Origin of the sequence: Paenibacillus sp. FSL H8-0457, from assembly GCF_038051935.1 — a bacterium.
GTDB classification, from domain to species: domain Bacteria; phylum Bacillota; class Bacilli; order Paenibacillales; family Paenibacillaceae; genus Paenibacillus_AQ; species Paenibacillus_AQ lautus_A.
In genome coordinates, this window is sequence record NZ_CP150293.1 from 2,934,464 (window position 1) to 2,955,798 (window position 21,335).

20 protein-coding genes and 1 other annotated feature are annotated in these 21,335 nt (G+C 49.1%); of the genes, 17 read left to right on the forward strand and 3 right to left on the reverse strand.

The window, feature by feature from the left end:
- Positions 1-158: 158 nt before the first annotated feature.
- The 3 genes from MHI43_RS13175 to MHI43_RS13185 all read left to right on the forward strand — a co-directional run bounded on the left by MHI43_RS13175 (position 159) and on the right by MHI43_RS13185 (position 2,573).
- On the forward strand, positions 159-584 hold the full coding sequence (locus MHI43_RS13175) for an NUDIX hydrolase (RefSeq protein ID WP_015734824.1): 426 nt from the start codon (positions 159-161) through the stop codon (positions 582-584).
- A 231-nt stretch (positions 585-815) separates the two neighbouring features.
- Positions 816-1,859: a phosphotransferase gene (locus MHI43_RS13180; protein WP_341283267.1), complete on the forward strand. Its 1,044-nt coding sequence runs from the start codon at positions 816-818 to the stop codon at positions 1,857-1,859.
- 165 nt (positions 1,860-2,024) lie between these two features.
- Positions 2,025-2,573: a hypothetical protein gene (locus MHI43_RS13185; protein WP_235201814.1), complete on the forward strand. Its 549-nt coding sequence runs from the start codon at positions 2,025-2,027 to the stop codon at positions 2,571-2,573.
- Between the two features lie 178 nt (positions 2,574-2,751).
- Here MHI43_RS13185 and MHI43_RS13190 read toward each other — a convergent pair whose 3' ends face one another.
- Both MHI43_RS13190 and MHI43_RS13195 read right to left on the reverse strand, forming a co-directional pair.
- The gene (locus MHI43_RS13190; RefSeq protein ID WP_036663539.1) at positions 2,752-3,621 is read right to left on the reverse strand and encodes a cation diffusion facilitator family transporter; all 870 of its coding nucleotides are present in this window, start codon (positions 3,619-3,621) and stop codon (positions 2,752-2,754) included.
- 689 nt (positions 3,622-4,310) lie between these two features.
- Positions 4,311-6,257 carry a TetM/TetW/TetO/TetS family tetracycline resistance ribosomal protection protein gene (locus MHI43_RS13195; protein ID WP_036663538.1) on the reverse strand — a complete coding sequence of 649 codons (1,947 nt, stop codon included), beginning with the start codon at positions 6,255-6,257 and terminating at the stop codon, positions 4,311-4,313.
- 280 nt (positions 6,258-6,537) lie between these two features.
- Between MHI43_RS13195 and MHI43_RS13200 the strand changes: the two genes are divergently transcribed.
- The 4 genes from MHI43_RS13200 to MHI43_RS13215 all read left to right on the forward strand — a co-directional run bounded on the left by MHI43_RS13200 (position 6,538) and on the right by MHI43_RS13215 (position 10,444).
- Positions 6,538-6,978, forward strand: coding sequence for a GNAT family N-acetyltransferase (locus MHI43_RS13200; RefSeq protein ID WP_036663535.1), 441 nt, complete (start codon positions 6,538-6,540; stop codon positions 6,976-6,978).
- A gap of 135 nt (positions 6,979-7,113) precedes the next feature.
- The gene (locus MHI43_RS13205; protein WP_235201813.1) at positions 7,114-7,785 is read left to right on the forward strand and encodes a metallophosphoesterase family protein; all 672 of its coding nucleotides are present in this window, start codon (positions 7,114-7,116) and stop codon (positions 7,783-7,785) included.
- A gap of 65 nt (positions 7,786-7,850) precedes the next feature.
- On the forward strand, positions 7,851-8,333 hold the full coding sequence (gene infC / locus MHI43_RS13210) for a translation initiation factor IF-3 (RefSeq protein WP_036663531.1): 483 nt from the start codon (positions 7,851-7,853) through the stop codon (positions 8,331-8,333).
- An 89-nt stretch (positions 8,334-8,422) separates the two neighbouring features.
- Positions 8,423-8,681 (forward strand) — a binding site (T-box leader).
- A gap of 74 nt (positions 8,682-8,755) precedes the next feature.
- Positions 8,756-10,444 carry a glutamine--tRNA ligase/YqeY domain fusion protein gene (locus MHI43_RS13215; protein WP_036663528.1) on the forward strand — a complete coding sequence of 563 codons (1,689 nt, stop codon included), beginning with the start codon at positions 8,756-8,758 and terminating at the stop codon, positions 10,442-10,444.
- A 137-nt stretch (positions 10,445-10,581) separates the two neighbouring features.
- On the opposite strand, the gene MHI43_RS13220 is transcribed toward MHI43_RS13215, so the two are convergent.
- Positions 10,582-11,445, reverse strand: a complete 864-nt coding sequence (locus MHI43_RS13220; RefSeq protein ID WP_036663527.1) for a pentapeptide repeat-containing protein — start codon at positions 11,443-11,445, stop codon at positions 10,582-10,584.
- Between the two features lie 350 nt (positions 11,446-11,795).
- Between MHI43_RS13220 and MHI43_RS13225 the strand changes: the two genes are divergently transcribed.
- From MHI43_RS13225 to MHI43_RS13270, 10 genes are all read left to right on the forward strand, one after another.
- Positions 11,796-12,221 (forward strand): DMT family transporter, encoded by a 426-nt coding sequence (locus MHI43_RS13225; protein WP_015734833.1) that lies wholly within the window; start codon positions 11,796-11,798, stop codon positions 12,219-12,221.
- Positions 12,222-12,272: 51 nt separating this feature from the next.
- Positions 12,273-12,974 (forward strand): Crp/Fnr family transcriptional regulator, encoded by a 702-nt coding sequence (locus MHI43_RS13230; RefSeq protein WP_015734834.1) that lies wholly within the window; start codon positions 12,273-12,275, stop codon positions 12,972-12,974.
- 33 nt (positions 12,975-13,007) lie between these two features.
- Complete coding sequence (locus MHI43_RS13235; RefSeq protein ID WP_015734835.1) at positions 13,008-13,466, forward strand: DMT family transporter; 459 nt, start codon at positions 13,008-13,010, stop codon at positions 13,464-13,466.
- 34 nt (positions 13,467-13,500) lie between these two features.
- Positions 13,501-13,905 carry an NUDIX domain-containing protein gene (locus MHI43_RS13240; protein WP_015734836.1) on the forward strand — a complete coding sequence of 135 codons (405 nt, stop codon included), beginning with the start codon at positions 13,501-13,503 and terminating at the stop codon, positions 13,903-13,905.
- Between the two features lie 338 nt (positions 13,906-14,243).
- A complete protein-coding gene (locus tag MHI43_RS13245) occupies positions 14,244-15,488 on the forward strand; it encodes an MFS transporter (RefSeq protein WP_015734837.1) in 1,245 nt (414 codons plus the stop codon).
- A gap of 185 nt (positions 15,489-15,673) precedes the next feature.
- Positions 15,674-16,126 (forward strand): hypothetical protein, encoded by a 453-nt coding sequence (locus MHI43_RS13250; protein ID WP_036663524.1) that lies wholly within the window; start codon positions 15,674-15,676, stop codon positions 16,124-16,126.
- A 26-nt stretch (positions 16,127-16,152) separates the two neighbouring features.
- Positions 16,153-16,773 (forward strand): TetR/AcrR family transcriptional regulator, encoded by a 621-nt coding sequence (locus MHI43_RS13255; RefSeq protein ID WP_015734839.1) that lies wholly within the window; start codon positions 16,153-16,155, stop codon positions 16,771-16,773.
- Positions 16,773-17,234, forward strand: a complete 462-nt coding sequence (locus tag MHI43_RS13260; protein WP_015734840.1) for a DUF2269 family protein — start codon at positions 16,773-16,775, stop codon at positions 17,232-17,234. Before MHI43_RS13255 ends, MHI43_RS13260 begins: the two co-directional genes overlap by 1 nt.
- A 167-nt stretch (positions 17,235-17,401) precedes the next feature.
- Positions 17,402-19,909 carry a WG repeat-containing protein gene (locus MHI43_RS13265; RefSeq protein WP_015734841.1) on the forward strand — a complete coding sequence of 836 codons (2,508 nt, stop codon included), beginning with the start codon at positions 17,402-17,404 and terminating at the stop codon, positions 19,907-19,909.
- Positions 19,910-20,028: 119 nt separating this feature from the next.
- Positions 20,029-21,249, forward strand: a complete 1,221-nt coding sequence (locus MHI43_RS13270; protein ID WP_015734842.1) for an MFS transporter — start codon at positions 20,029-20,031, stop codon at positions 21,247-21,249.
- The last annotated feature ends 86 nt before the right edge of the window (positions 21,250-21,335 follow it).

Sequence of the window (21,335 nt, forward strand, 5' to 3'; positions counted from 1 at the left end):
GAAGTCAGATGCACCATATTACAACCATTAAAGCATCGTGCTGACGCCCCGGTCGCAGAAGTGTGGATTGAATTGAAACGAATGATGGTCTTATTAAAACTTTAACCGTTATCTGAAAGACATATGAATCTAAAAAAAACATAAAAAAGGAAGATTATATGAAGCGAATAGATGTTGCGTATTCATTGCTTACGGATAAAGACAGAACAAAAATCCTAATGGTGAAGAATCACAAAAACGGTACTTGGTCATTACCAGGTGGAGGCGTTGAAGAAAACGAGACCTTAGAAGCGGCTGCAGTCCGCGAAGCAAAAGAAGAAACGGGATTTGATATTAAAGTCCACGGTGTAGTGGCTATCAATGAAGCAATATTAACAAAACATGATGAACACGTAGTGTTTATTACTTTTAGAGCTGAAATAATAGGCGGACAACAAGAGATAACTAGACCATCCGAAATTAGTCATGTTGAATGGGTAGATATTGATAGAGCAGATGAATTTATGCCTTATTATCAAGAAGGATTAAAAAATATTGTAAAAAACGAGATTGAAATCAAGTATTTTAATGAAGGAAAAGTTTGAAGGAATTGTAAAGTAAGTCGGGGAGGACAAGTCCTTCAAATAAAACACCATATTTACGCATTGAACCGTTCGTTTCTCGGTCTGGTATGAGGGATTTCAGGGGAGCGGTCAACCTGACAACCCTGCACTGGCTAAGTCCATCGGATCCGGGTATTCGCCCCTTAAGCCAGTGAGGGTTCATGAATATAAAGAAGATATCGGAAATCAGCGCAAACCACAATTCCTCATCATATGGTGGTGAGACTTTTGATAAGTAAGTTCAAAATCGAAGATGAACAGCTTATTTTATTCATACAAAAAAACTACGGAATTCTTATTAAGGATATTGAATTTATTCCGGTCGGGGATTCGGCGTATTCCTATAAAGTAAATTGTATTGACGAACAACAATATTACTTGAAGTTATTTGATCATCATAATGATAGACAAAGAGAGGGAATACGACGACTAAATTATTACCTACCTTTGACTTGGGACCTTTATCATCAAGGGTTGTTTATAAACATTACTCATCCAATAAAGAATTGCTTTGGGAGTTTATTTACTAAATTACAAGACATCACTATAGTTTTATTTAATTTTATAGTTGGAGAGACCTTGACCGAGGCATATCCTTTCTCAGATGAGATTCTTGTAGGAATTGCAAAGTCCGTGGCTACATTAGAACAGATTACTCCGCACGTGAATCAGAATTTATTACCAAAGGAATCATTTGATATCACTTTCGAATCCGATCTTTTGAGATGTATTTCGATCCTTGAGAAATCAAATCTAAACAATGACTTAAATCAATCACTACGAAAGCTTGTTTTATTAAAGAAAGAACAAATTCTCTTTTTCATGAACTTAGTTAGAGAAATTCGGAATTCAGTTCATATCAATGCAAGCCAACTTGTTTTGTGTCACGGTGATATGTGGGGTGGGAATATCATATATCACAATAATCAGTTGTTCTTTTTAGACTGGGAATCGGTGATCATAGCACCACCTGAGTATAATTTGTTTGGCTATATTGGTTCGAGTTTCGACATCTTTATATCTTCCTATATTAAACAGTTGGATCGAAAAATTCAGATTAATCTGGACTTGATTCGCTTTTACTCTTATCGTGCACATCTTCGTAATCTATCTAACTGGGTTATGAATATTCTATTTAGGAATAAAGATGAGTCTCAAAGTATTAATGACTTAGAAATGATTCGAAACCACTGTTTAAATCGATTTGATCAAATTGAACCCAATATAAGAAATATTAGAAGAGACATAGTAAGTTGAATACTTATTCGAAGAAGGCGCTGACATCTTAATAACAATGTGTTCACTCATCGGGGCATACGCCCCTCGGTCCAGGCGGGAAGTCGGAGAAGTAATTGCCGGCTAAATTCGCACTACCTAACCGCATCGCGGCGCGGCCTTTCGGGCCTTATGGTGGTGGAGTTCGTGAACACACCAACTTTATTAGCCATGGGGGAGAGTGCGATTATAACCAATCTAAAGAATAGAAGAACACTTATTGTCCTCATACTCGTTATAGGGGCTGTATATTTTGTTCTAGGTGATATGAATGGTTTCATGAGTAAGTCAAACTTAAATAAAGAAATTCAGGTAAAACAAATCTCCAGCACGGAGATGTCCAAAGCACGATACACCAGAAAAGGATCAGGTGCATATATCGATTGGATAGACGTTGAATTAAATCAGGATGAAATTAATAATATTGTAAATTGGATTAATTCTGTACCTGATTCAGGTCGTATAACGTTGAATCAAATACCATCAAACACCAGCATTAATGCAGGGATTGTTTTTAGATTAAAGACCGGAAGAGAAATAAGAATCCAATATGATCTTGAAAAGATTTATATTACAAGAACAGATATATGGACTGGGCAAATGATTTATACAATCGATCAAGAAAACTTAAGGGATTTCTTTGATCAACAACTTAAAGGGTTTTATTTTGGAGAAGACAAGGTAAATAAATCTTGAAGGTGATCCCAGAAGCCCGCCTCACATCATAGGCGTTGACCTGAACCGTGATGAAGCGACTGAGGAATTGAAGCGCAGTCTTTTTAAAATCGATCGAAGCACAGAATTGATGAAAGGTCCGGCCATTAAGAATGTGGCCGGACCTTCGTCGTTGTTTTGACACTTTGGAATTGGAGGTTTAACTCGGTTCAATATGAACATGGACGTCATAAACGCCATGTGTTTCTTTTAATTCATGCTCCACCTGGTCCGAAATATCATGGGCAACCCGAATGTCCAGATTGGATCTGACCAGAATGACGATGTCGACCACCGTGTTGCTCCCGTAATTTCTTGCCCGAATGTCTTTGACCCCTTTGACGCCAACCACTTGTTTCACGGTTTCTTTGTAGCCTTTGATGATGTTCTCATCGAATCCGTCGGTTAAATGATGAGAGGCATCGCGGAATATATCCCAGGCGGTTTTGCATATCAGAAAACCTACCACTATGGCCGTCAGCGGGTCGAGCCAGGGAAGTTGAAATTGGGCGCCGATGATGCCGACAACCGTGCCGATGCTGACCCAAGCGTCCGAGAGGTTATCCTTCGCGGCCGCCATTACGGCTTGGCTGTTAATTTGGCTGGCAAGACGTTTGTTATAGCGGTAAACGCCGTACATGACAATTGCACAGCCGATCCCGGTCCAGGCGGATATGAGATCAGGCGATTCGTGGGTACCTTCAAACATGGAAGATGCGGCCCCGAACAATACCTGGATCCCAACGGCCATCATGATGAAAGAGGCGATCAAGGATGCTACCGTTTCCGCTTTCCAGTGTCCGTAAGGATGATCCCGGTCCGCAGGTTTTTGCGATAATCGTAGTCCGATCAATACGGCAATGGATGCCACGATGTCGGTAGCATTATTTAATCCGTCTGCACGCAGAGCTTCGGAGTTCGCCGAGTAACCTATCAATAGCTTGATTGCAGATAGACAAATATAAGCAATGATGCTGATGATCGCACCTTTTTCACCCAATTTTAAATCCTTGTAACGTTGTTCTTCCACGTCTGGCCGACTCCTTCCGCACACCCCTAAAAATAGTACCTGACTATAATACCAATCCACGCACGGGTGGGTCTAGAGCAACGTTTTTTCCTGTCGCTTAATATGTGACAAGGGGCAAAAAATGTTGCGCCGGACTAAGAAAGATAGATTCCGGTAAAACGCAAAAAATGCCGGCGATGCGCCGGCCGTAATTTGTTGTATATATCAACCGTAGATAGGCAGCCACAATCGAATATCCGCCTTTCGTAAGCTATCGATTGTTTCTCCGAGATTTGCGGCGGAGGATGCTTATCGTGAGCATGATGGAAAGAATCCCGATTATGGCATGCATAGGCCTCTTGCCTCCTGAAGGTTCATGATGGAACATCGGTTATGCATCCATCTTATTCACGATGAAAGGTTCGTGCTTGGGTTGTTATGCAGGGCAGGCCGCAGAATCGAGAGAAAACGTTAAGCGTCCCCCTGGCGAACATAATCCTTATGCTAGGGCGTTCGGCTCGTTTCCCTGGCTTTTTCATCGCTTTAGGGCATGCACAGGCTATTTTTGTGCGGGAAGAAGAAAAATAGCGGGCGAGATCCTATCTCGACACCGCTATCGTTTACATCCTGAATGCATGCCCCCGAACGTGAAACATGCAGAGCGACATTCCAACATGCAATTCCATGAAGGCGCATGTCCTCCAGTGTTCTTACATGATCTTGTTTAAGTGAAGCATATATTCGCCACGGTTCAGCGGGTTGACTTGCCGCCGTGTATTCACTGGGAAGGGAGCTTGCACCTTCGTATAACCTCCTGGTTTAACGGTGAGCATGCCTTCGCCGCTCGTAAGGGAATGAACCTCGGCTTTCAGCAAGTCGGTAGTCCGCACCGGAATGGTGCCGTGAACGTGGACGGTACCGTTATGGAACGCGGGTTCCTGATAAGTGCCGTCCAGCGCGGCTAATTTGGATAGTACTTTGCTTAAGCTGTTTTCCGGCAGAATGAATTGGATCACGTTCATGGGCTCGTATATTTCCGTCCCTGCTTGGTCGAGCGCAGCCATGAGGACTAGAGGAGTCAAGCTTCGAAAGTCCTTTGCCGTCGAAACCGGGCTTGCGTAACCGGTATGGGTCAGCGTTACGATCGTATCGGTCACGGCCCATCCGTACAAACCTTCCTGAAGCACCTCGAATACCGTGTCTTTAATTGCTTTCTGAAAAGCTAAGGGAAGGGAGCCCAGCTCCACTTCCAGTCTGTACTGAATTCCGGTACCGAACTCGCCAGGTTCGACCCTGATGCCCACCGTTGCATAAAAAGGACACTCGCCGATATATTCAACAGCTTCTCCGGTGCCATAAGGCTTCTCGATGCAAATCACCCGCGGAGCGGAAAATACGGCTTCGATGCCGTACTGCTGCAGAATCGTTTCCAGCAGAATTTCTTGCTGGACTTTGCCGAATACATGGATGACATTCTCGCCCGTTTTCGTATCCTGGCTATATTGCAGAAACGGATCCTCTTCCGTGAGATCGCTTAAGGCGGCATGCAGCTGATGTTTCTCCGCGGAATGAACGGCCGAAACCTGGACTTGAATCGGCGGCTTTTGAAAATGAACCGTCTTCATCCTCCCGGAAACGCTGCCGATGACATCGCCCACCTTGAGTTCGCCGTCGATGAGAATGGCGATGTCGCCTGCGCCGATTCCATGGACCGGAATGGATTTGCCCTGGTGCAGGGCATGAAGCTGCTTCACCTTGAGCGTCGAGGTTTGTCCGTTCTGATGGATCACCGGAATTTCATCACGATACTGGATGCAGCCTGCGTACAGGCGGAGGTATACATTCCGCTCTCCATTCGGTCGTCGGATCACTTTGAATACCAAGCCGGATAACGGTTCATGCTGAAGCATCGACGATGGGTTAACCGGGAAAAAATCACCGAGCGCTTGAAGCAGCGGTTCAATGCCGAGGCCTTTGGCTGCTGAACCTGCAAATAGGGGATACACTTTGCCTTGGCGCGTTTGCCTCCGCAATTCCTCCTGCAGCCGCTCTTGTGATATCGGAATATCCAGGGCATAATCGTTCAGTAGATCGTCATTGGACAATGCCAGGGTTTCTACCCAGCCTGCGTGGTGGGGATCGGCCGCGTCCGCCTGAACGGCTGCGCCGCCTTCCTTGATGACCGAGCTCATCTCGCAAATATGTTCGTCAAGCAGATGGCGTATCATCGCATAAACCTTCCGGTAGTCGGCGCCCATTCGATCGATTTTGTTCATGAACAATAGGGTGGGTATCTTTTGTTCCTTCAATGTTTGCATGAGCACCCGGGTTTGGGACTGTACGCCTTCAACGGCGGAAATGACCAGAATGACGCCATCCAGTACGCTAAGCGAATGTTCGACCTCCGAGATGAAGTCGGCATGGCCGGGCGTATCGATGAGATTGACTTTCAGATCGCCCAGCATGAACGATACCGCGGCGGATTTGATCGTAATGCCCCGTCTCCGCTCAATGTCCAATGAATCCGTGGTCGTATTGCCATGGTCCACCGAGCCTGCTTGTTCAATAATCCCGGCCTTAAATAGAATTTGCTCCGTCAGCGTAGTTTTACCGGCATCAACATGGGCCAAAACTCCAATGTTCAATATGTTCTTCATATATCGTAACCCTCATTCGTTTCATCATTTGTAGTCCTTTCGGTTGGATGTCGTTGTGACATTGCCGCATAGATATCGCCTCCATGTAGAATAAAGTTACTTCTAGTTTATCCATTGGGAAGTGAACGGAATATGGAATAAATGCTTATAATCATTCATTATCTTGCACGGTACCTGACAACGTGCTGCGTCCTGTTTGGATTTACATATTTATTACCGTGAAATATCGCCCGAGTTGAATTAGGATAGAGGCATAAACCATGTTGAAGGAGTCTTGCATTTGATATCACTTCATGTCATAGATAAAGATAATTGGGAGGATTGCATCCGCCTTAAACCCAAACCTGAACAGGAGAAATGGATTGCCCCTAATCTATATTCCATAGCGGAAGCTCAATTTATGGAGGGTTTCGAAACGAGAGCCATTTTCCATGATGATGAAATGATCGGATTTGTTATGTACGGACTGCACCCGCACGATGACAACTATTGGATATACCGATTTATGATCGACGGCAAATTTCAGGGAATGCATTATGCCAAGCCTGCGATTCGCCTGGTTCTTGATGAGATTCGCCATTCGCCGAATCGTACGGACGATGTTATGCTGTGTTACAAACCCGGGAACGAGCGTGCAAAAAGGCTATATACCCAAATCGGGTTTACGGAAGCCGGTTATGCTCCCTGGGGAGATGTGATGGCTAAATATAGTTTTGTATAATATAGACGTTCATAATAAAACCGTGCGTTCTGCCATAACTTATGGTGGCACTATCAAAGAGGAAGGGAGGGAACTGCGATTCGAACCTTAGCGATAAGCGACATTCATGGCTGCTATGATGAATTCAATCGGTTATTGTCCGAAGTGCGGTATCATCCCGCACAGGATAAGCTGGTCCTGCTTGGGGATTATGTGGATCGCGGATCAAAAAGCAAAGAAGTGATTGAGCAGGTGATGGGAATGCGGGATGCCGGCGTCATCACCCTCCGCGGGAATCATGATCAGATGATGCTGGATGCCATTCTGCTGGATACGGACGAAGTGAATTCACGCTGGATTCGCAATGGTGCGCGAAATACGATTGAAAGTTATTGCGGCGCCGATTTTTTTGATGGCGATATGGATCGCTCCAGATACAATGAAGGCAAAGCCTATATAAAAGGGCAATATGAGCACCATCTATCCTTTCTCGATACGTTGCCCCTGTATTATGAAACAGACACCCACCTATTCGTGCATGCCGGAATCAATCCGGGCGTGGAAGACTGGAAGCAGCAGCCTCCACATGATTTCATCTGGATACGGGAACCATTCTTCAATTATCCCACCGGCATCAACAAAACCGTGGTATTCGGGCATACCCCTGCCGTCAACTTGCATGACTCGGAGCATATTTGGTTCTGTGGCGATGGGGACAAAATCGGCATCGATGGAGCATGCGTATACGGTAAGCAGTTGAACTGCCTGGAAATCACGGAACAACTGGAATACCGAACGTATTTTGTCCGGTCCGTGCCTGCGGAGTGATAGGAAGAGTATGTTATTCTATCATTAAAGCCATGGTTTAACAGACATAATAGGAGGATCAGTCCATGTTGATGATGAACGAAAAGATAAAAGCGCGCGAAGTCGAGCTTACCGGCTTGAACGGCGAGGAGTTGGGCGTCGTCTCCAGGGAAGAGGCGCTTGCCCTGGCTAAGCGTCACAAAGCCGATTTGGTGTGCACCTCGTTGTTCAGCAGCCCGCCGCCATGCAAGCTCGTAAGCCGCGGCCAAGCGAAGCAGGAGGCGGTTAAAGCGAAGCAGCAGGTTTCGGGCGGTCCGATCAAAGTCAAGGAATTCCGCCTGTCCGTACATATCGAAGAGCATGATTACGACACCAAGCTCTCGCAGATGCATAAGCTGCTGGCAGCGGGCAAAGCCGTCCAGCCGGTCATACGCATCCAGGGCAAGGAAGGCGAAGCGGCCCGTAAGCTGCTTGAACGACTCGTTCAAGATCTGGCCGGGGTGGGCAAGAAGGAAACGGGCATTCAGGTCAGCGGCAAACAGGCTGCGGTGAAGCTGCTGCCGGTATAATCTTGCGGAACGTCTTTCAAGGGCGTTTCATTATTGGTGACGTACAGCGGTTTACTTTTTGAGTTTCTGGTGATATTATGGATCAAATTATAAACGCCATGAAGAGAAGAGTAGATGAACAGGAATCCCTGCAGAGAGCTCCGGTATGCTGAAAAGGAGCGGGAAGCCCTTCATTGAACCAAGCCTCCGAGCGGCGCATCGGAACTTATGGATAAGGGATGGTGCGACAGGAGCTCCTGTTACAGAGCTAGGGTATAAGCGATCGCGTGATGGCCGTACCCGATAAGGCTGGTATCGAGAGATATCGGCAAACCGGGGTGGCACCGCGAAACGAATCTCGTCCCCAAGACTTATGTCTTGGAGACGGGATTTTTGTTTTATACGGCATTGCGGCAGTAAAAAAACATAAGGAGGATTCGATTATGAGCAACGACAACAACAAGGAAGCGGAAAAGGCGGATTTTTTGACCAGGATGATCAAGGAGGATGTGGAGAACAACGTATATCACAGGCCGGTGGCTACGCGGTTCCCGCCAGAGCCCAACGGTTATCTGCACATCGGCAGCGCCTATGCAATCCACATTAACCATGCCATCGCCAGCCGGTTTAACGGGACATTCAATCTTCGGTTCGACGATACGAATCCGCTGAAGGAAGACATGAAATACGTGGATGCGATCCGGGAGGATATCGAGTGGCTCGGACTGAAGCCGGGCGTTTATTTCGGATCGGATTATGCGTTTCAAATCGCTGAGGCAGCAAGGAAACTCATCACCAAGGGGAAGGCATATGTCTGTGATCTCACGCCGGAACAAATGACGGAATACCGGGGGACGCTGACCGAAGCCGGCATGAACAGCCCGTTTCGAGAGCGCAGCATCGAGGAGAATTTATCGTTATTCGAACAAATGCTGGCAGGGGTATTCCGAACGTCCGCGAAAGTGCTCCGGGCCAAAATCGATATGTCTTCGCCCAACATGAATCTGAGAGATCCTGTCTTATACCGGATTATTCATGCCGAGCATTATCGTACGGGAACCACGTGGTGCGTGTACCCGATGTATGATTTTGCCCATCCGATCCAGGATTGGATTGAAGGAATCACTCATTCGCTGTGCTCTGCCGAATTTAAAGAGCATCGACCGCTGTACGAATGGGTGCTGGCCGAGCTGGAAGTGACGGAGCCCCCGAAGCAGCGGGAGTTTGGCAGATTGAACATCTCCGGATACGTAACAAGCAAGCGATACCTGAGGGAACTCGTTGAAGGAGGTTATGTGGACGGATGGGACGATCCCAGACTGCCTACGCTGAAGGGACTTCGGCGACGGGGGGTGACTCCCGAGGGAATTCGGCATTTCCTGGACGAACTCGGCGTGATTCGCGGCAACAGCATGGTGGACTCGGCGATGCTTGACCATTCCATCCGTCAGGACTTGAAGGATCGGTGCCGCAATGCGATGGCGGTCATGAACCCGCTGAAGGTGATCATTACGAATGTTCCGGAAGATCGCACCGAGATGCTGAGCATACCGAATCATGAACATGACGAAGTGCTAGGGATGCGGGAGGTTCCTTTTTCACGGGAGCTATACATCGAACGGGAGGACTTCATGGAGGAGCCGGAACCCGGATTTCATCGGTTATCGCCCGGCAAGGAAGTGCGCCTGAAAGGCGCCTACTTCATCAAATGCGAGCATGTCGTGAAAGACCCGGCAACGGGGGACATCATGGAAATTCACTGCACATATGATCCACTGACGAAGAGCGGCAGCGGATTCAAAGGGCGCAAGGTGAAATCCACGCTGCACTGGGTCTCAGCGAAGCATGGGATTCCGGCGGAGCTTCGCTTGTACGATACATTATTGAAGGAATCGGCCGAGTTGTTGGAATCGGATAATATCTGGGCGGATCTCCTGAACCCCGATTCGTTGATTCGGATCAAAGACGCCATACTGGAGCCCTCCATGAAGGAAGCGGCCATGAACCGAACGTACCAATTTATCAGACACGGCTATTTCTGCTTGGATTCCAAGCATGCAACAGAGCATAGGCTGGTGTTTAACCGGGTCGTTTCGTTGAAGGATTCATGGAAGAAGACCGGCAAGAATTAATGGATACGATCAAGGGGCTGCGATCGTCGGGTACGGACACTCAGACAGCACAAAAAAGCCGGCAGCGAGTGGCTGCCGGAGAATCCTTTGCGAAGGTCTTGATCAATGATCCTGTGTATGCTGCTATTCATGGGACGTTAAGCCGTCCAATGTGCCGGCCGGGATAAGGATGAGGGAAGCCGGGTGTTTGCGTCTCCCTTCGCCGCGTTAACCTGGAATTGAGTAAGGAAGAGGCTGTTCGTTAAATTAGCTCCCCTTAGGTCCGCATCCCGGAAATCGGCCCCGATCAAATCCGCGGCCCGCAGATCGGCTCCTCTGAGGTCCGCCGCAATGAGGTAAGCTCCTCTCAGATTGGCGTATCGAAGGTCAGCTCCTTTAAGCTTTGCTCCCATGAGATCGGCACCACGGCCCCCGATCTTCCGACGCACGGGCGGCCCTTTATGCTTCTGTCGCGCATCGTCCCGCACAAGCTCACTGGTTCGAAGAAGCAGCTGGTTCACTTCGGCGCGATGAGCTGCCACATCCAGCCGTAACAGGGATGCGGCTGGAAGCTGGGTCAACCTCCTCGTCGCTTCCAGCGACGACCTAAGATCAGAATGTATGCCATGCGCCGGCTGCAAACTCAGCGCTTCGTTCAGGTACCATAACAGCTCGTGAAGCTGTCGCATAATCGGAAATACGTCGAACATTTCTTTGGCCGTCTCAGGGGCTTGCCGCCAGTCGCGTCCGTTATAGGTAACCTGTGAAACCATTTGTCCCGCGCCGAAGCATTCATAAACGGTGCATCCCCGCATGCCTCGCTGCCGCAGGCTGTTGTGCACGCCGCATCGGAAGTCGGATTGCAGATGGCGGCAAGGAGTCCCGCCGTCTTTGTCGATGGCAAAATCGGTGGAGGAAGCGAAAGGCAAAGCGACGCAGCATAATCCAAAGCAGCGTTCGCAATCCGATTGCAGTTGAATTCGGCCCTGTTCATCAGGGTTGTGTTCTTGTCTGTCTAGCATGTGTAGAGGAGCTCCTTCCGGTCATAGAAACGTCAATAAATGACTCATTATAGTTATATTTTAAATCAAAATAAGGATAGAGTCATAGATGCAATGTTGGTTTTAACTGTTTTATACCTTAAGAATGCGTGAGAGCCCGATCTGCGCATCCATCGTTTAGTCTGCCAAGGAAATTTAGGCAGCTTTTTGTGCATGATCGATGAAAAGCCAACAGATAGTATATAATGAAATTCGTGTCTTCGGACAGGCTTGATGTGGAATCCCGTTCATTTCAGGACATATGTCCTTTCCTGCGTCCGGTGAGATCACTTTTAATAGTATACAGATCTATAGATGAAGGAGTATGTATCGTGAGAGGAATTTTATTTGCATTCATTGGCGGTGCCTGCATTACGCTGCAAGGTGTAGCCAATGCACGGATCAGCCAGGATATGGGGACGTGGCAAGCCGCCGCGGTCACGCAGCTGACCGGGTTTTTGATGGCATTGGTCATTCTGCTGTTCGTCCGGGACGGCAGCAGGCAAGGCTTCGGGCAAGTGAAGCCGCTGTATCTGATCGGCGGAGCGTTGGGCGCGCCCATCATATTCAGCGAGGTGACGGCGATTCAGAACATCGGTGTTACATTAACGATATCTGCGTTATTAATCGCCCAGTTATTCTTGACGTTCCTGATTGACAGCAACGGATGGTTCGGCGTGGCGAAGAAGAGAATGAGTTTGCCTCAATTCATCGGGATTGGGATGATGATTGCCGGAGTCGTGATTATCAAATTATGATGCGGATAATAAGGGGCCTTTAGACGGGTGATGGGGAAAGGAGACAGGGACGTGAAGGAAATTCATGATGCCGAGCTCATGCAGGATTTTTTGTTAAGCAACCAAATCAATTCCATATTTCCCGATGGGCTAAGGCCTTATTTGGTGTTATATCATTTTGACCACGGCGACATCATCTGTACGCAAGGCGAGCCTGCCGAGATGCTGTACGTCCTGGTTGAAGGGAAAATTAAAATCTTCACGACATCCGCGGAAGGCAAGGCGCTGGTCCTTTCATTCAAAAACCCGCTCGAGGTGATTGGAGACATCGAATACGTTCAGGGAAATCCGATGATCAATACGGTGCAGGCCGTGTCGCCCGTCTACATGATCGGCGTGCATTATCGCTGGCTTCGCAAATACGGGCAGGAGCATCCGCCGCTGCTTCAATTTTTGCTGCGGATCATCACGCGGAAATTTTATATCAAATCCAATTTCTTGAGTTTTAATTTACTGCACCCGGTTGAGGTGCGACTGGCCAGTTATTTACTGTCCGTTTCGGAGGAAGCGTCGGGCACGTTTGTCATGAGCGACCCGGCCGCATACCATCTGACGGATGTCGCGAATCTGCTCGGAACCAGTTATCGGCATTTAAACCGGGTGATCCAGAAATTCAGCCATGAAGGACTGATCGTGCGTCGCAAAGGTTCCATTCTGATTAAAGATCGGGAAGCGTTGATGAGTGTAGCCGGCGGCAATATCTACGAAGAATGACGATGGTGAAAGAAACCGTAAGGGAGATAGAGCATGGTAGCAGGATTGGTATTAGCGCTGATCGCGGGTTCGTTGGTTAGCTTGCAGAACATTTTCAACAACAGGGTGAATGAAAAAACAGGCTCCTGGTCTACAACGACGTTGGTGCTAGGCATGGGCTTTGTGGCTTCGTTCGTCATGAGTCTTGCCGTAGAGGGAAAAGGGACATTCGACATTCAAAACATGGAGCCTTGGTACTGGATCAGCGGAATGATCGGAGTCGGGGTCGTGATCTGTTTGGTACAAGCGACAAGGCTGCTTGGTGCTACATTCGCGATTTCGATCGTTATGACCTCGCAGCTCGGCTTCGCGCTGCTGTGGGACTCCTTGGGCTGGTTGGGTCTGGAGAAGGTCCCGTTTACGAGCAATCAGTTGATCGGTGTTCTTGTGATTGTCGGGGGCATACTAGTATTTAAGTTAGGCGGTAAACAGGAGCAGCAAGAGACGGCATAGCCATCAGCAAACGAAGAATGAGGGAGGAATCCATATGATAACGGAAATTGATAAAATCGCTTGGATCCACATCGTGGATGGACGCATGCTGTGCGCACGTTCCAAAGGCAAGGACACGTATTACCTGCCCGGAGGAAAGCGGGAACCGGGAGAATCCGATATCGAAACCCTGGTTCGGGAAATTGAGGAGGAGCTGTCCGTTCGCATCAAACCGGAGTCCGCGGCGAATGCAGGGAGCTTCCGCGCTTCCGCCCACGGTAAATCGGAGGGCGTTCGGGTAACGATGTCCTGTTACACGGCTGAATATGAAGGGAAGATAAACCCGGCTTCGGAGATTGAAGAGCTGGCATGGCTCACGTATAAGGATCGGGGACGGGTCTCCGAGGTCAGCCAGATGATTTTTGATCATTTACATGAACTGAAAAAGCTGGCGGATTAGCCCTCAGGGAACATCATCTTGCATCCGGGCTGCCAATTTGACGGGCGCTTTCGATATTCATGCTCGCCCTGACAGCAGGCCCAAGTGAATACAGCCATGCAACAAAGAAAGACGCTCCGAGGGGAGCGTCTTTTGTATTTGGAACAAATGTTCGTTTTATGGGTCATCTAAATTGAAAATCACTATATTCGGCTTTGATATTATTAGTATAACTCAGCGTTAAATATAAGTCTATATTTTGCCAGGAAAATGCCCTATAGTTTGTAATACCCGGCCGGGAGAGAAACTGCATCGCCAAATGTTTAACTTGTGTTGTTTGGACGGAAAGAGGGAGTTATATGCCAATTCGATTATGGAATACCAATTTAAAAGTTCGATTGTTCGGTGAAGCGCTGTTCAATATGCTGTTTTGGATGTATTTCCCTTTCATAACGGTTTATTTCGGCGCTGCTCTAGGCAATCATATTGCGGGAATCCTGATGACGGTTCCTCCGATATTCAGCATCGTCGGCAGCCTGCTCGGCGGCGCCTTGGCCGATCGGCTGGGACGACGCCCCGTCATGCTGCTTGGCGCCTCGCTGCAAACGGTCATGTTTGCGCTGTTCGCGCTGTCGCCTTCGCACTGGACCGATTATGCCGCATTTATCGGCATCGGATTCGGGGGAGCCATCTACAGGCCGGCCAGTTCGGCGATGGTAGCGGATTTGGTTCCCGTTCAAGAACGACGGCAGGTATTCGCAACGTTTACGACGGCGAACAACCTAGGGGCCGTGCTTGGCCCGGCGCTTGGCGCCATTTTCTTTTTTCAGTATCGGCAAGAGCTCCTGTGGTCATGTTCATTCGTATTGCTGGTCTATTTCATCGCGATTTACTTCATTGTTCAGGAAACCTTACCGGCTTCAGCGAACGATCCGGAGCGATCTGATTCGATCCTTCAGGTGTTTAAGGCGCAGTGGAAGGGATACGGCATCATTTTTCGGGATAAAGTGTTTCTGATATACATACTGGCAGGGATATTTGCCCTTGTGACCATCATGCAGCTGGACCTGTATTTGGCGGTATATGTCATCGATTATGTGCCATCCCAGACGCTGTTCTCCTGGAACGGTCATTCGCTAATATTATCGAGCACGGAGATTCTTGGGTGGGTACTGGGCCTTAACGGGCTCCTGTTCGTTCTATTTATTCTTCCGGTCACCAAGTGGTTTCGGAACTGGAAGGAGCGTGACGTATTCGTTCTTTCTTCCTTGCTATCCGGTGTAGGCACGTTTGCGCTCGGGCTGAACACCAACATCTGGTTTTTATTCTTCGTAACCATTATTTTTACTTTCGGGGAAATTGTCCGCTCGCCGGTAACGCAAAGTTTTATCAGCCATTATGCGCCGGAGCATGCAAGAGGACAGTATATGGGAGCTGACAGTTTGCAATTTACGGTAGGAAGATTGCTGGCGCCGGTGACGGTATTTCTGTCAGCTTGGGTACCGCCGATGGGCGTATTCGGCATCATACTGTTATCGGCCTTGATCAGCACGGTGTTGTACATTCTGCTATTTCGAATGTATGTAGAAAAAAGGCATAGCTAGCGGACGCTTGAATGGATCGTATAACGAAAGGGCCAAGCCGGGTTGGGACGCAACCGGCTTGGTTTTTTACTTTTTCATTCGAGGCTCGACGTGGAGGTTTGGAAAAATGTTGTATTTTAATATTTACAAACCGCCGGTCGGTATATATAATGGAGTTACAAATTCACGGAAGGTTGGTGAAGGCCATGATACCGTTTATAGCCATGTTCGTGTCGCTTCTTTTGTTTCGGGTACTGGGCTTTGCAGGTTGGGAGTATACGAATGATTGGGTTATTTCGCTCAGGTTTGCGGTTGCGGTCATGTTCCTGATTACGGCTTCTGCCCATTGGGGAAAACGCCGAGCCGATCTGATCGCGATGGTCCCGCCGGGGATCCCTAATGCCGCGTTTGTCGTTAGCGTCACAGGGGTGCTGGAGATTGCGGGAGCTATTCTGATCCTTATTCCGGCCACGGCCGCCTTCGCCTCTTCAGGCCTGGCTCTTATGCTGCTGGCCATGTTTCCGGCCAATGTGTACGCTGCAAAACACCGATTGCCGCTCGACGGCAAGCCGGCCACTCCGATCGGACCGAGAACGCTGATGCAAATCGTATTCCTGGCGGCGGTCATCATGGCGGGATGGCTTCCGCCTCAGGGGTAACCAACCATCATCAAGGAGGATAACAGATGAAGCAGGAAGAACGACGAGAGCAGACCAAGCGAATACTGCTTGAAGCCACGGAAGAACTGATACGTGAGCAGGGCGCAAGCCAAACCACGCTCAATGACATCATGAAGCGTTCCGGCTTGTCCAAGGGAGCTATTTTTCATTATGTTTCAAGCAAGGATGAGCTGTTTGTCCTCGTGTTAAGAGCAAAGCTTGCCGAACAGAACGAGCAGTTCATGAACGAGGTGAACAAGCAAGGGGACATGAAACAGTTTGACGGGCCGATGAATGCCATAACAAGCGGCATGTCGAGACTGGAAAGCAGGGACGATGTCAGCAACCTGATCTTGATGTACCTGATCGGCAAAAGCGATCAGCCGGAAATTGCCGACATTGTGGCTGGCTTCTACAGGGAAGCGACGGCCACTTCCAAGGAATGGATTGTTACGGGCCAGGAAGCCGGCGTCATAACGAAATCCATCGATGCGGAACGGACGGCGGAGCTGTTCGAGCTGTTGTCTTTCGGATTGCGGATGCGGGGGCTTATCGGCGTAACAAGCGATGTATTCAGCACGAAGGAATATTCGGATTTCATCATCGATATATTGCGGCCCGGACATCGGAAGGAGGGGGATGACTGATGACGTTATGGCTATTTCTTCACATCTCCGGATGCGTATTGTTTCTGGGCAATATCGTCACGGCGGCATTCTGGAAGGTGCGGGCGGACCTGAAAGGGGATCCTGCAGAGATCCATCACACGGTAAAAAATGTCATGTTAGCCGATGCCGTGTTCACGCTTCCCAGCCTGCTGCTGATCATCGTTTCAGGCATGGTGATGGCCGTGCAAGCCGGATATGGAATGAGCGGGATGAGCTGGCTTACGGCTTCCTTGGTTTTGTTCGGCGTTACGGGAATTTTGTGGGCGGGCATATTGATTCCTCTGCAAAAAGGAATGATTCGGCATAGTTTGCAGTCCGTAAAGGATGGAGGGATTTCAGCAAGTTATAAGCGAGTTTCAACGTATTGGGCGGTAGGCGGGACGATAGCAACACTGCTGCCGTTCGTTATTTTATACCTCATGGTGAGTAAACCATTCTGAACGATAATGACGATCTGATCGCTAAACCGCGATCGGGTCGTTTTTAGTTAACGGTCCGTAACGAAACATGTCGCGTGAAGCGCCGTCTCCCTCTCGCGTTAGCGCATATTTGACAATCGTCTGCATACGATTAGGCGAGAAAGCTTGCGAATAGGGAGGAAAACTTCATGTCCGTTTATGATCCGCAGCTGGTTCAGATGGTTAAGGCTTATCTGCCAAACGGCGCGGAAATTGTACACATGGGTCATACTGCCAAACATGCTGCCGTCATAACCGCCGATGTCACGGGAGATAAGGTGCCTGAAATCATTGGAGTCTATCGATTGGATGAAGCATTGTATCTATTTGTGCTGTTTTATCGAAATGATGGTTACGAAGTCGTTGCCAATGTCATGGGACAGGGGTATGGGGTTACTTTACTGACGGCAGCTCCCGTGTTAAACCCTAGCCTGAACCATGTGATCGTAGGTTGGCAGCTCGGCTCTATCTGGTCCAAATTGTCGATCTACGCATGGACTCCGGAGGGATATAAGGATATCGCGCCTGCTGACGTGAATTTCAGTTATATCGATATCGTGGATCTGCCCGGTCCGGCGGGCTCGGATGGTCTTGCTGAAATCGCGTTATGGATCCACGATACGGGGGAAGCGTATCGAGTCGAAGTGGTCAGGTGGGACCGAGGAACGTTAGTGTCTGCAACGGATGCTTACCCTTATTATTTTCCTGCCGTCGTTCAGTATTACGAGAGATTGACGCACGAACATCCGGATTACGCTTATTATTGGTACTACTTGGCAGACGCGCAATACCGGGCAGGGATGCCGGAGGCCGCGCTTGTGTCGGTCCGTAAAGCACTTGAGTTCGCAGAGCCTTACCCTTCACGCGAGATTCTGTTTGAGCTTGAGAGCCGGATCAAGGAAATGCTGGCAAGCAGGGGGCAATCGCAGACCCTGGGCCGCTTATATCCGGCATCCGTGAAAACAACGAGCGGAACAAAGTGGGGATACATTGACCGTAGCGGCAGCATGGTCATTCAACCCAAGTATGAGGATGCTCAGGATTTCCAGGACAATGGCCTTGCAGTTGTTGGCGCAGACGGCCTTTATGGGCTCATCGACCGGTTCGCCCGTTTCGTCGTGAAGCCCAAGTATCAATCCATCAGTCCATTCTTGGAACATCGAGCGACCGTGATCGATCGTCAAGGCTTTCAGATGATCAACGAACAAGGGAAAGTGCTGACAAGGCAGAGTTATCCGTATATCGCGGGGCTTAGCGAAGGAAGAGCCGTTTTCGATGTCACCGATTCCGGCGGCGGAGATGGCGCAAACAGCCGATACGGCTACCTCGATGCCGAGGGTCAGGAGGCGATCCCTGCGCAGTATGAGGAAGCGAATGATTTTGCAGGCGGCAAAGCCGTTGTGAAAGTAAAAGAAAATCTGTATGCCCTCATCGATCCCCAGGGACGCCAATTCGCCACCTATCCGTTCGCTTACGTTGGACCGCTAGGTGAGGGCATGCTGGCCTTCCAGAAGGAAAGCGCCGGGAAGTACGGATATATCGATGAACAGGGGAACGTTGTCATCCCGCCGGCTTACACTTCGGCATTTCCTTTCCATCGAGGCAGAGCTATCGTTAATACGTCTGAAGATTACCGATCAAAGTATGGCGTCATTAATGTACGGGGGAAATGGGTCATCCAGCCGGAGTATAACGACATCCGGGATTTGAAGGAAGACCGGTTTGCGCTCGGTCGTGCGATTGATCCGGAACAGCCGTATATTGGATCCATCTATGCCATCGCAGATTGGGACGGAAGGAAGCTGTCCGATTATGTATATCGTGACGTTCTTGAATTCAAGCATGGTTTGGCCTCGGTATATGATGCAATGCAGACGTATTTCATCGATCGATCAGGCCAACCGGCGCCGGGATATCCCCGCGTGAACGGCAGCGGTTCATTTACGCTGGAACCAGGCGGCTTGATAAAGGCCATGGTCGATCAGAGGCTGTCGTATCTGGATCGGTCGGGCCGCGTCATATGGAAGCAGAATACCGTAATTCCGTTACACCCTCCTTATCAGGTCGTAGAGGAGAAGTATAAACCCAATCCGGATTACTTAGTTTATTATCCTCAGATCGAGGGAATGCGGGATCGGGCTGCCGAGCAAGCGGTTAATAACAAGCTTAAAGACATGTCTCAAGTAAAGTTTATTCCGGCGGACCAGCTGTTGGAATATGCTTATACAGGCGATTTTGACGTCATTTTCTACAAGGAGCAGCTGCTTGTACTCGAGCTGAACGGTTATCATTATCCCTTCGGTGCCGCGCATGGCATGCCGACCCGAACCTTTGCCTTGATTAACCTGGGGAACGGCAGCATGTATTCGCTGAAGGATTTGTTTAAGCCAGGCAGCGATTATGTGCAGGAGCTCAGCCGGATCGTCGGCAAGCAGATCAAGGAAGATCCTCAGTATTCGTACGTGTTCCCGGACAGTTATACGGGAATCGCTCCCGACCAGTCCTTCTATGTGAAGGATCATGCGATTCATCTGGTGTTTGCGCCTTATGAGATCGCTCCTTACGCGGCGGGTTTTCCGACATTCACCATTCCGTTCGCACAGATCCGGGATATCATCAATACCGAAGGTGAATTCTGGAAGGCGTTCCATTCCTGACATTTCATTCAGCGCGCCGCTTTCGAGGACAAAAGCCGTGCCTGGCCTTTTCATAAGACCGAACAAGGTTTAGAATAGATGAATATTGCCCGATTGATTACAACATAGAAAGGACCTTCATGGTGGTAACATTTTTTCTTCTTATTATTTATCTTGCCTTCATTAGTTTAGGGCTTCCGGATTCGCTGCTTGGTGTCGCCTGGCCGGCCATGCAGCCGGATATCGGAGCGGCCTTTGAATCTGCGGGTTTACTGTCAATGATGGTAACCGGAGGCACGATCGTGTCCAGCCTGGTCAGCGGAAGCGTGATCGAACGCTTCGGGACGGGGATTGTTACATTTATCAGCTGTTTGCTGACGGCCAGCGCGCTGCTCGGGTTTTCGTTTGCTCCATCGCTGTTCTGGCTCATTCTGCTGGCGATTCCGCTTGGTTTAGGCGCAGGGGCAGTGGATGCAGGGTTGAACAATTACGTGGCCAACCACTATAAGGCCCATCATATGAGCTGGCTGCACTGCTTCTGGGGCGTCGGCGCAACGTTAGGACCGATCATCATGTCCTATTCGATGGGGACCGGCAATGCATGGAGAGACGGATATTATACCGTATCGATCCTGCAATTCGTGCTGGTCTTCATCCTGCTGCTTACGTTACCGCTATGGAAGATCGTGGCGAGCCGACATAAGCCTCAAGACATGCAGGACGTATACACGGGAACCGACTCCGCGAGCAGAGGGGAAGCCATGGTCCAGAAACGCGGGAATCCGCTGCAGATCAAAGGGGTAAAGGTTACCTTGCTGGCATTTTTGTTCTATTGCGGTGTGGAAGTGACCGTCGGTTTATGGGGAGCAAGCTTTCTGGTAGGGACCCGAGGTCTGCCTTTGGAAACAGCGGCAGTCTGGGTGTCCATGTATTACGGGGGCATTACGGTCGGCCGCTTCATAACCGGATTCGTCACGCTGAAGATGAACAATCTCACCCTCATACGAGCCGGGCAGGTGACGGCTATTGCCGGGGCCGTCCTGTTATTACTGCCGCTGCATCCCTATCTGTCCCTCATCGGATTGATTGTCATCGGACTCGGCCTTGCGCCGATATTTCCTTGCATGCTGCATGAAACGCCGGCGCGCTTCGGCAGAGCTCAATCGTCCAGAATCATGGGGTATCAAATGGCTGTTGCCTATACAGGCACAACGATACTGCCCCCGCTCTTTGGGATCGTTGCAGCCCAGATATCCATCGGTTTGTTTCCCGTCGTCATCCTATTGTTTGCCTTGATCATGATGCTGAGCTCCGAAAAGGTCAACCGGATCCTCTATAAAAGCGGGAAGAGTACGGTTTGATTCGAACCGGGCTCTTCTTTTGTAAAAAAAGCGTTTCCAAAAAAGTTATTGAAACGTTTCCAATTTGGTGTTATGATGATTTCCAT

Bases quoted from the DNA above. Each gene is read 5' to 3' on its own strand.
- MHI43_RS13175 (WP_015734824.1), top strand. From the start codon at position 159: ATGAAGCGAATAGATGTTGCGTATTCATTGCTTACGGATAAAGACAGA.
- MHI43_RS13180 (WP_341283267.1), top strand. From the start codon at position 816: ATGGTGGTGAGACTTTTGATAAGTAAGTTCAAAATCGAAGATGAACAG.
- MHI43_RS13195 (WP_036663538.1), bottom strand. From the start codon at position 6,257: ATGAAGAACATATTGAACATTGGAGTTTTGGCCCATGTTGATGCCGGT.
- infC (WP_036663531.1), top strand. From the start codon at position 7,851: ATGTTGATGATGAACGAAAAGATAAAAGCGCGCGAAGTCGAGCTTACC.
- MHI43_RS13215 (WP_036663528.1), top strand. From the start codon at position 8,756: ATGAGCAACGACAACAACAAGGAAGCGGAAAAGGCGGATTTTTTGACC.
- MHI43_RS13220 (WP_036663527.1), bottom strand. From the start codon at position 11,445: ATGCTAGACAGACAAGAACACAACCCTGATGAACAGGGCCGAATTCAA.
- MHI43_RS13235 (WP_015734835.1), top strand. From the start codon at position 13,008: ATGGTAGCAGGATTGGTATTAGCGCTGATCGCGGGTTCGTTGGTTAGC.
- MHI43_RS13240 (WP_015734836.1), top strand. From the start codon at position 13,501: ATGATAACGGAAATTGATAAAATCGCTTGGATCCACATCGTGGATGGA.
- MHI43_RS13245 (WP_015734837.1), top strand. From the start codon at position 14,244: ATGCCAATTCGATTATGGAATACCAATTTAAAAGTTCGATTGTTCGGT.
- MHI43_RS13250 (WP_036663524.1), top strand. From the start codon at position 15,674: ATGATACCGTTTATAGCCATGTTCGTGTCGCTTCTTTTGTTTCGGGTA.
- MHI43_RS13255 (WP_015734839.1), top strand. From the start codon at position 16,153: ATGAAGCAGGAAGAACGACGAGAGCAGACCAAGCGAATACTGCTTGAA.
- MHI43_RS13260 (WP_015734840.1), top strand. From the start codon at position 16,773: ATGACGTTATGGCTATTTCTTCACATCTCCGGATGCGTATTGTTTCTG.
- MHI43_RS13265 (WP_015734841.1), top strand. From the start codon at position 17,402: ATGTCCGTTTATGATCCGCAGCTGGTTCAGATGGTTAAGGCTTATCTG.
- MHI43_RS13270 (WP_015734842.1), top strand. From the start codon at position 20,029: ATGGTGGTAACATTTTTTCTTCTTATTATTTATCTTGCCTTCATTAGT.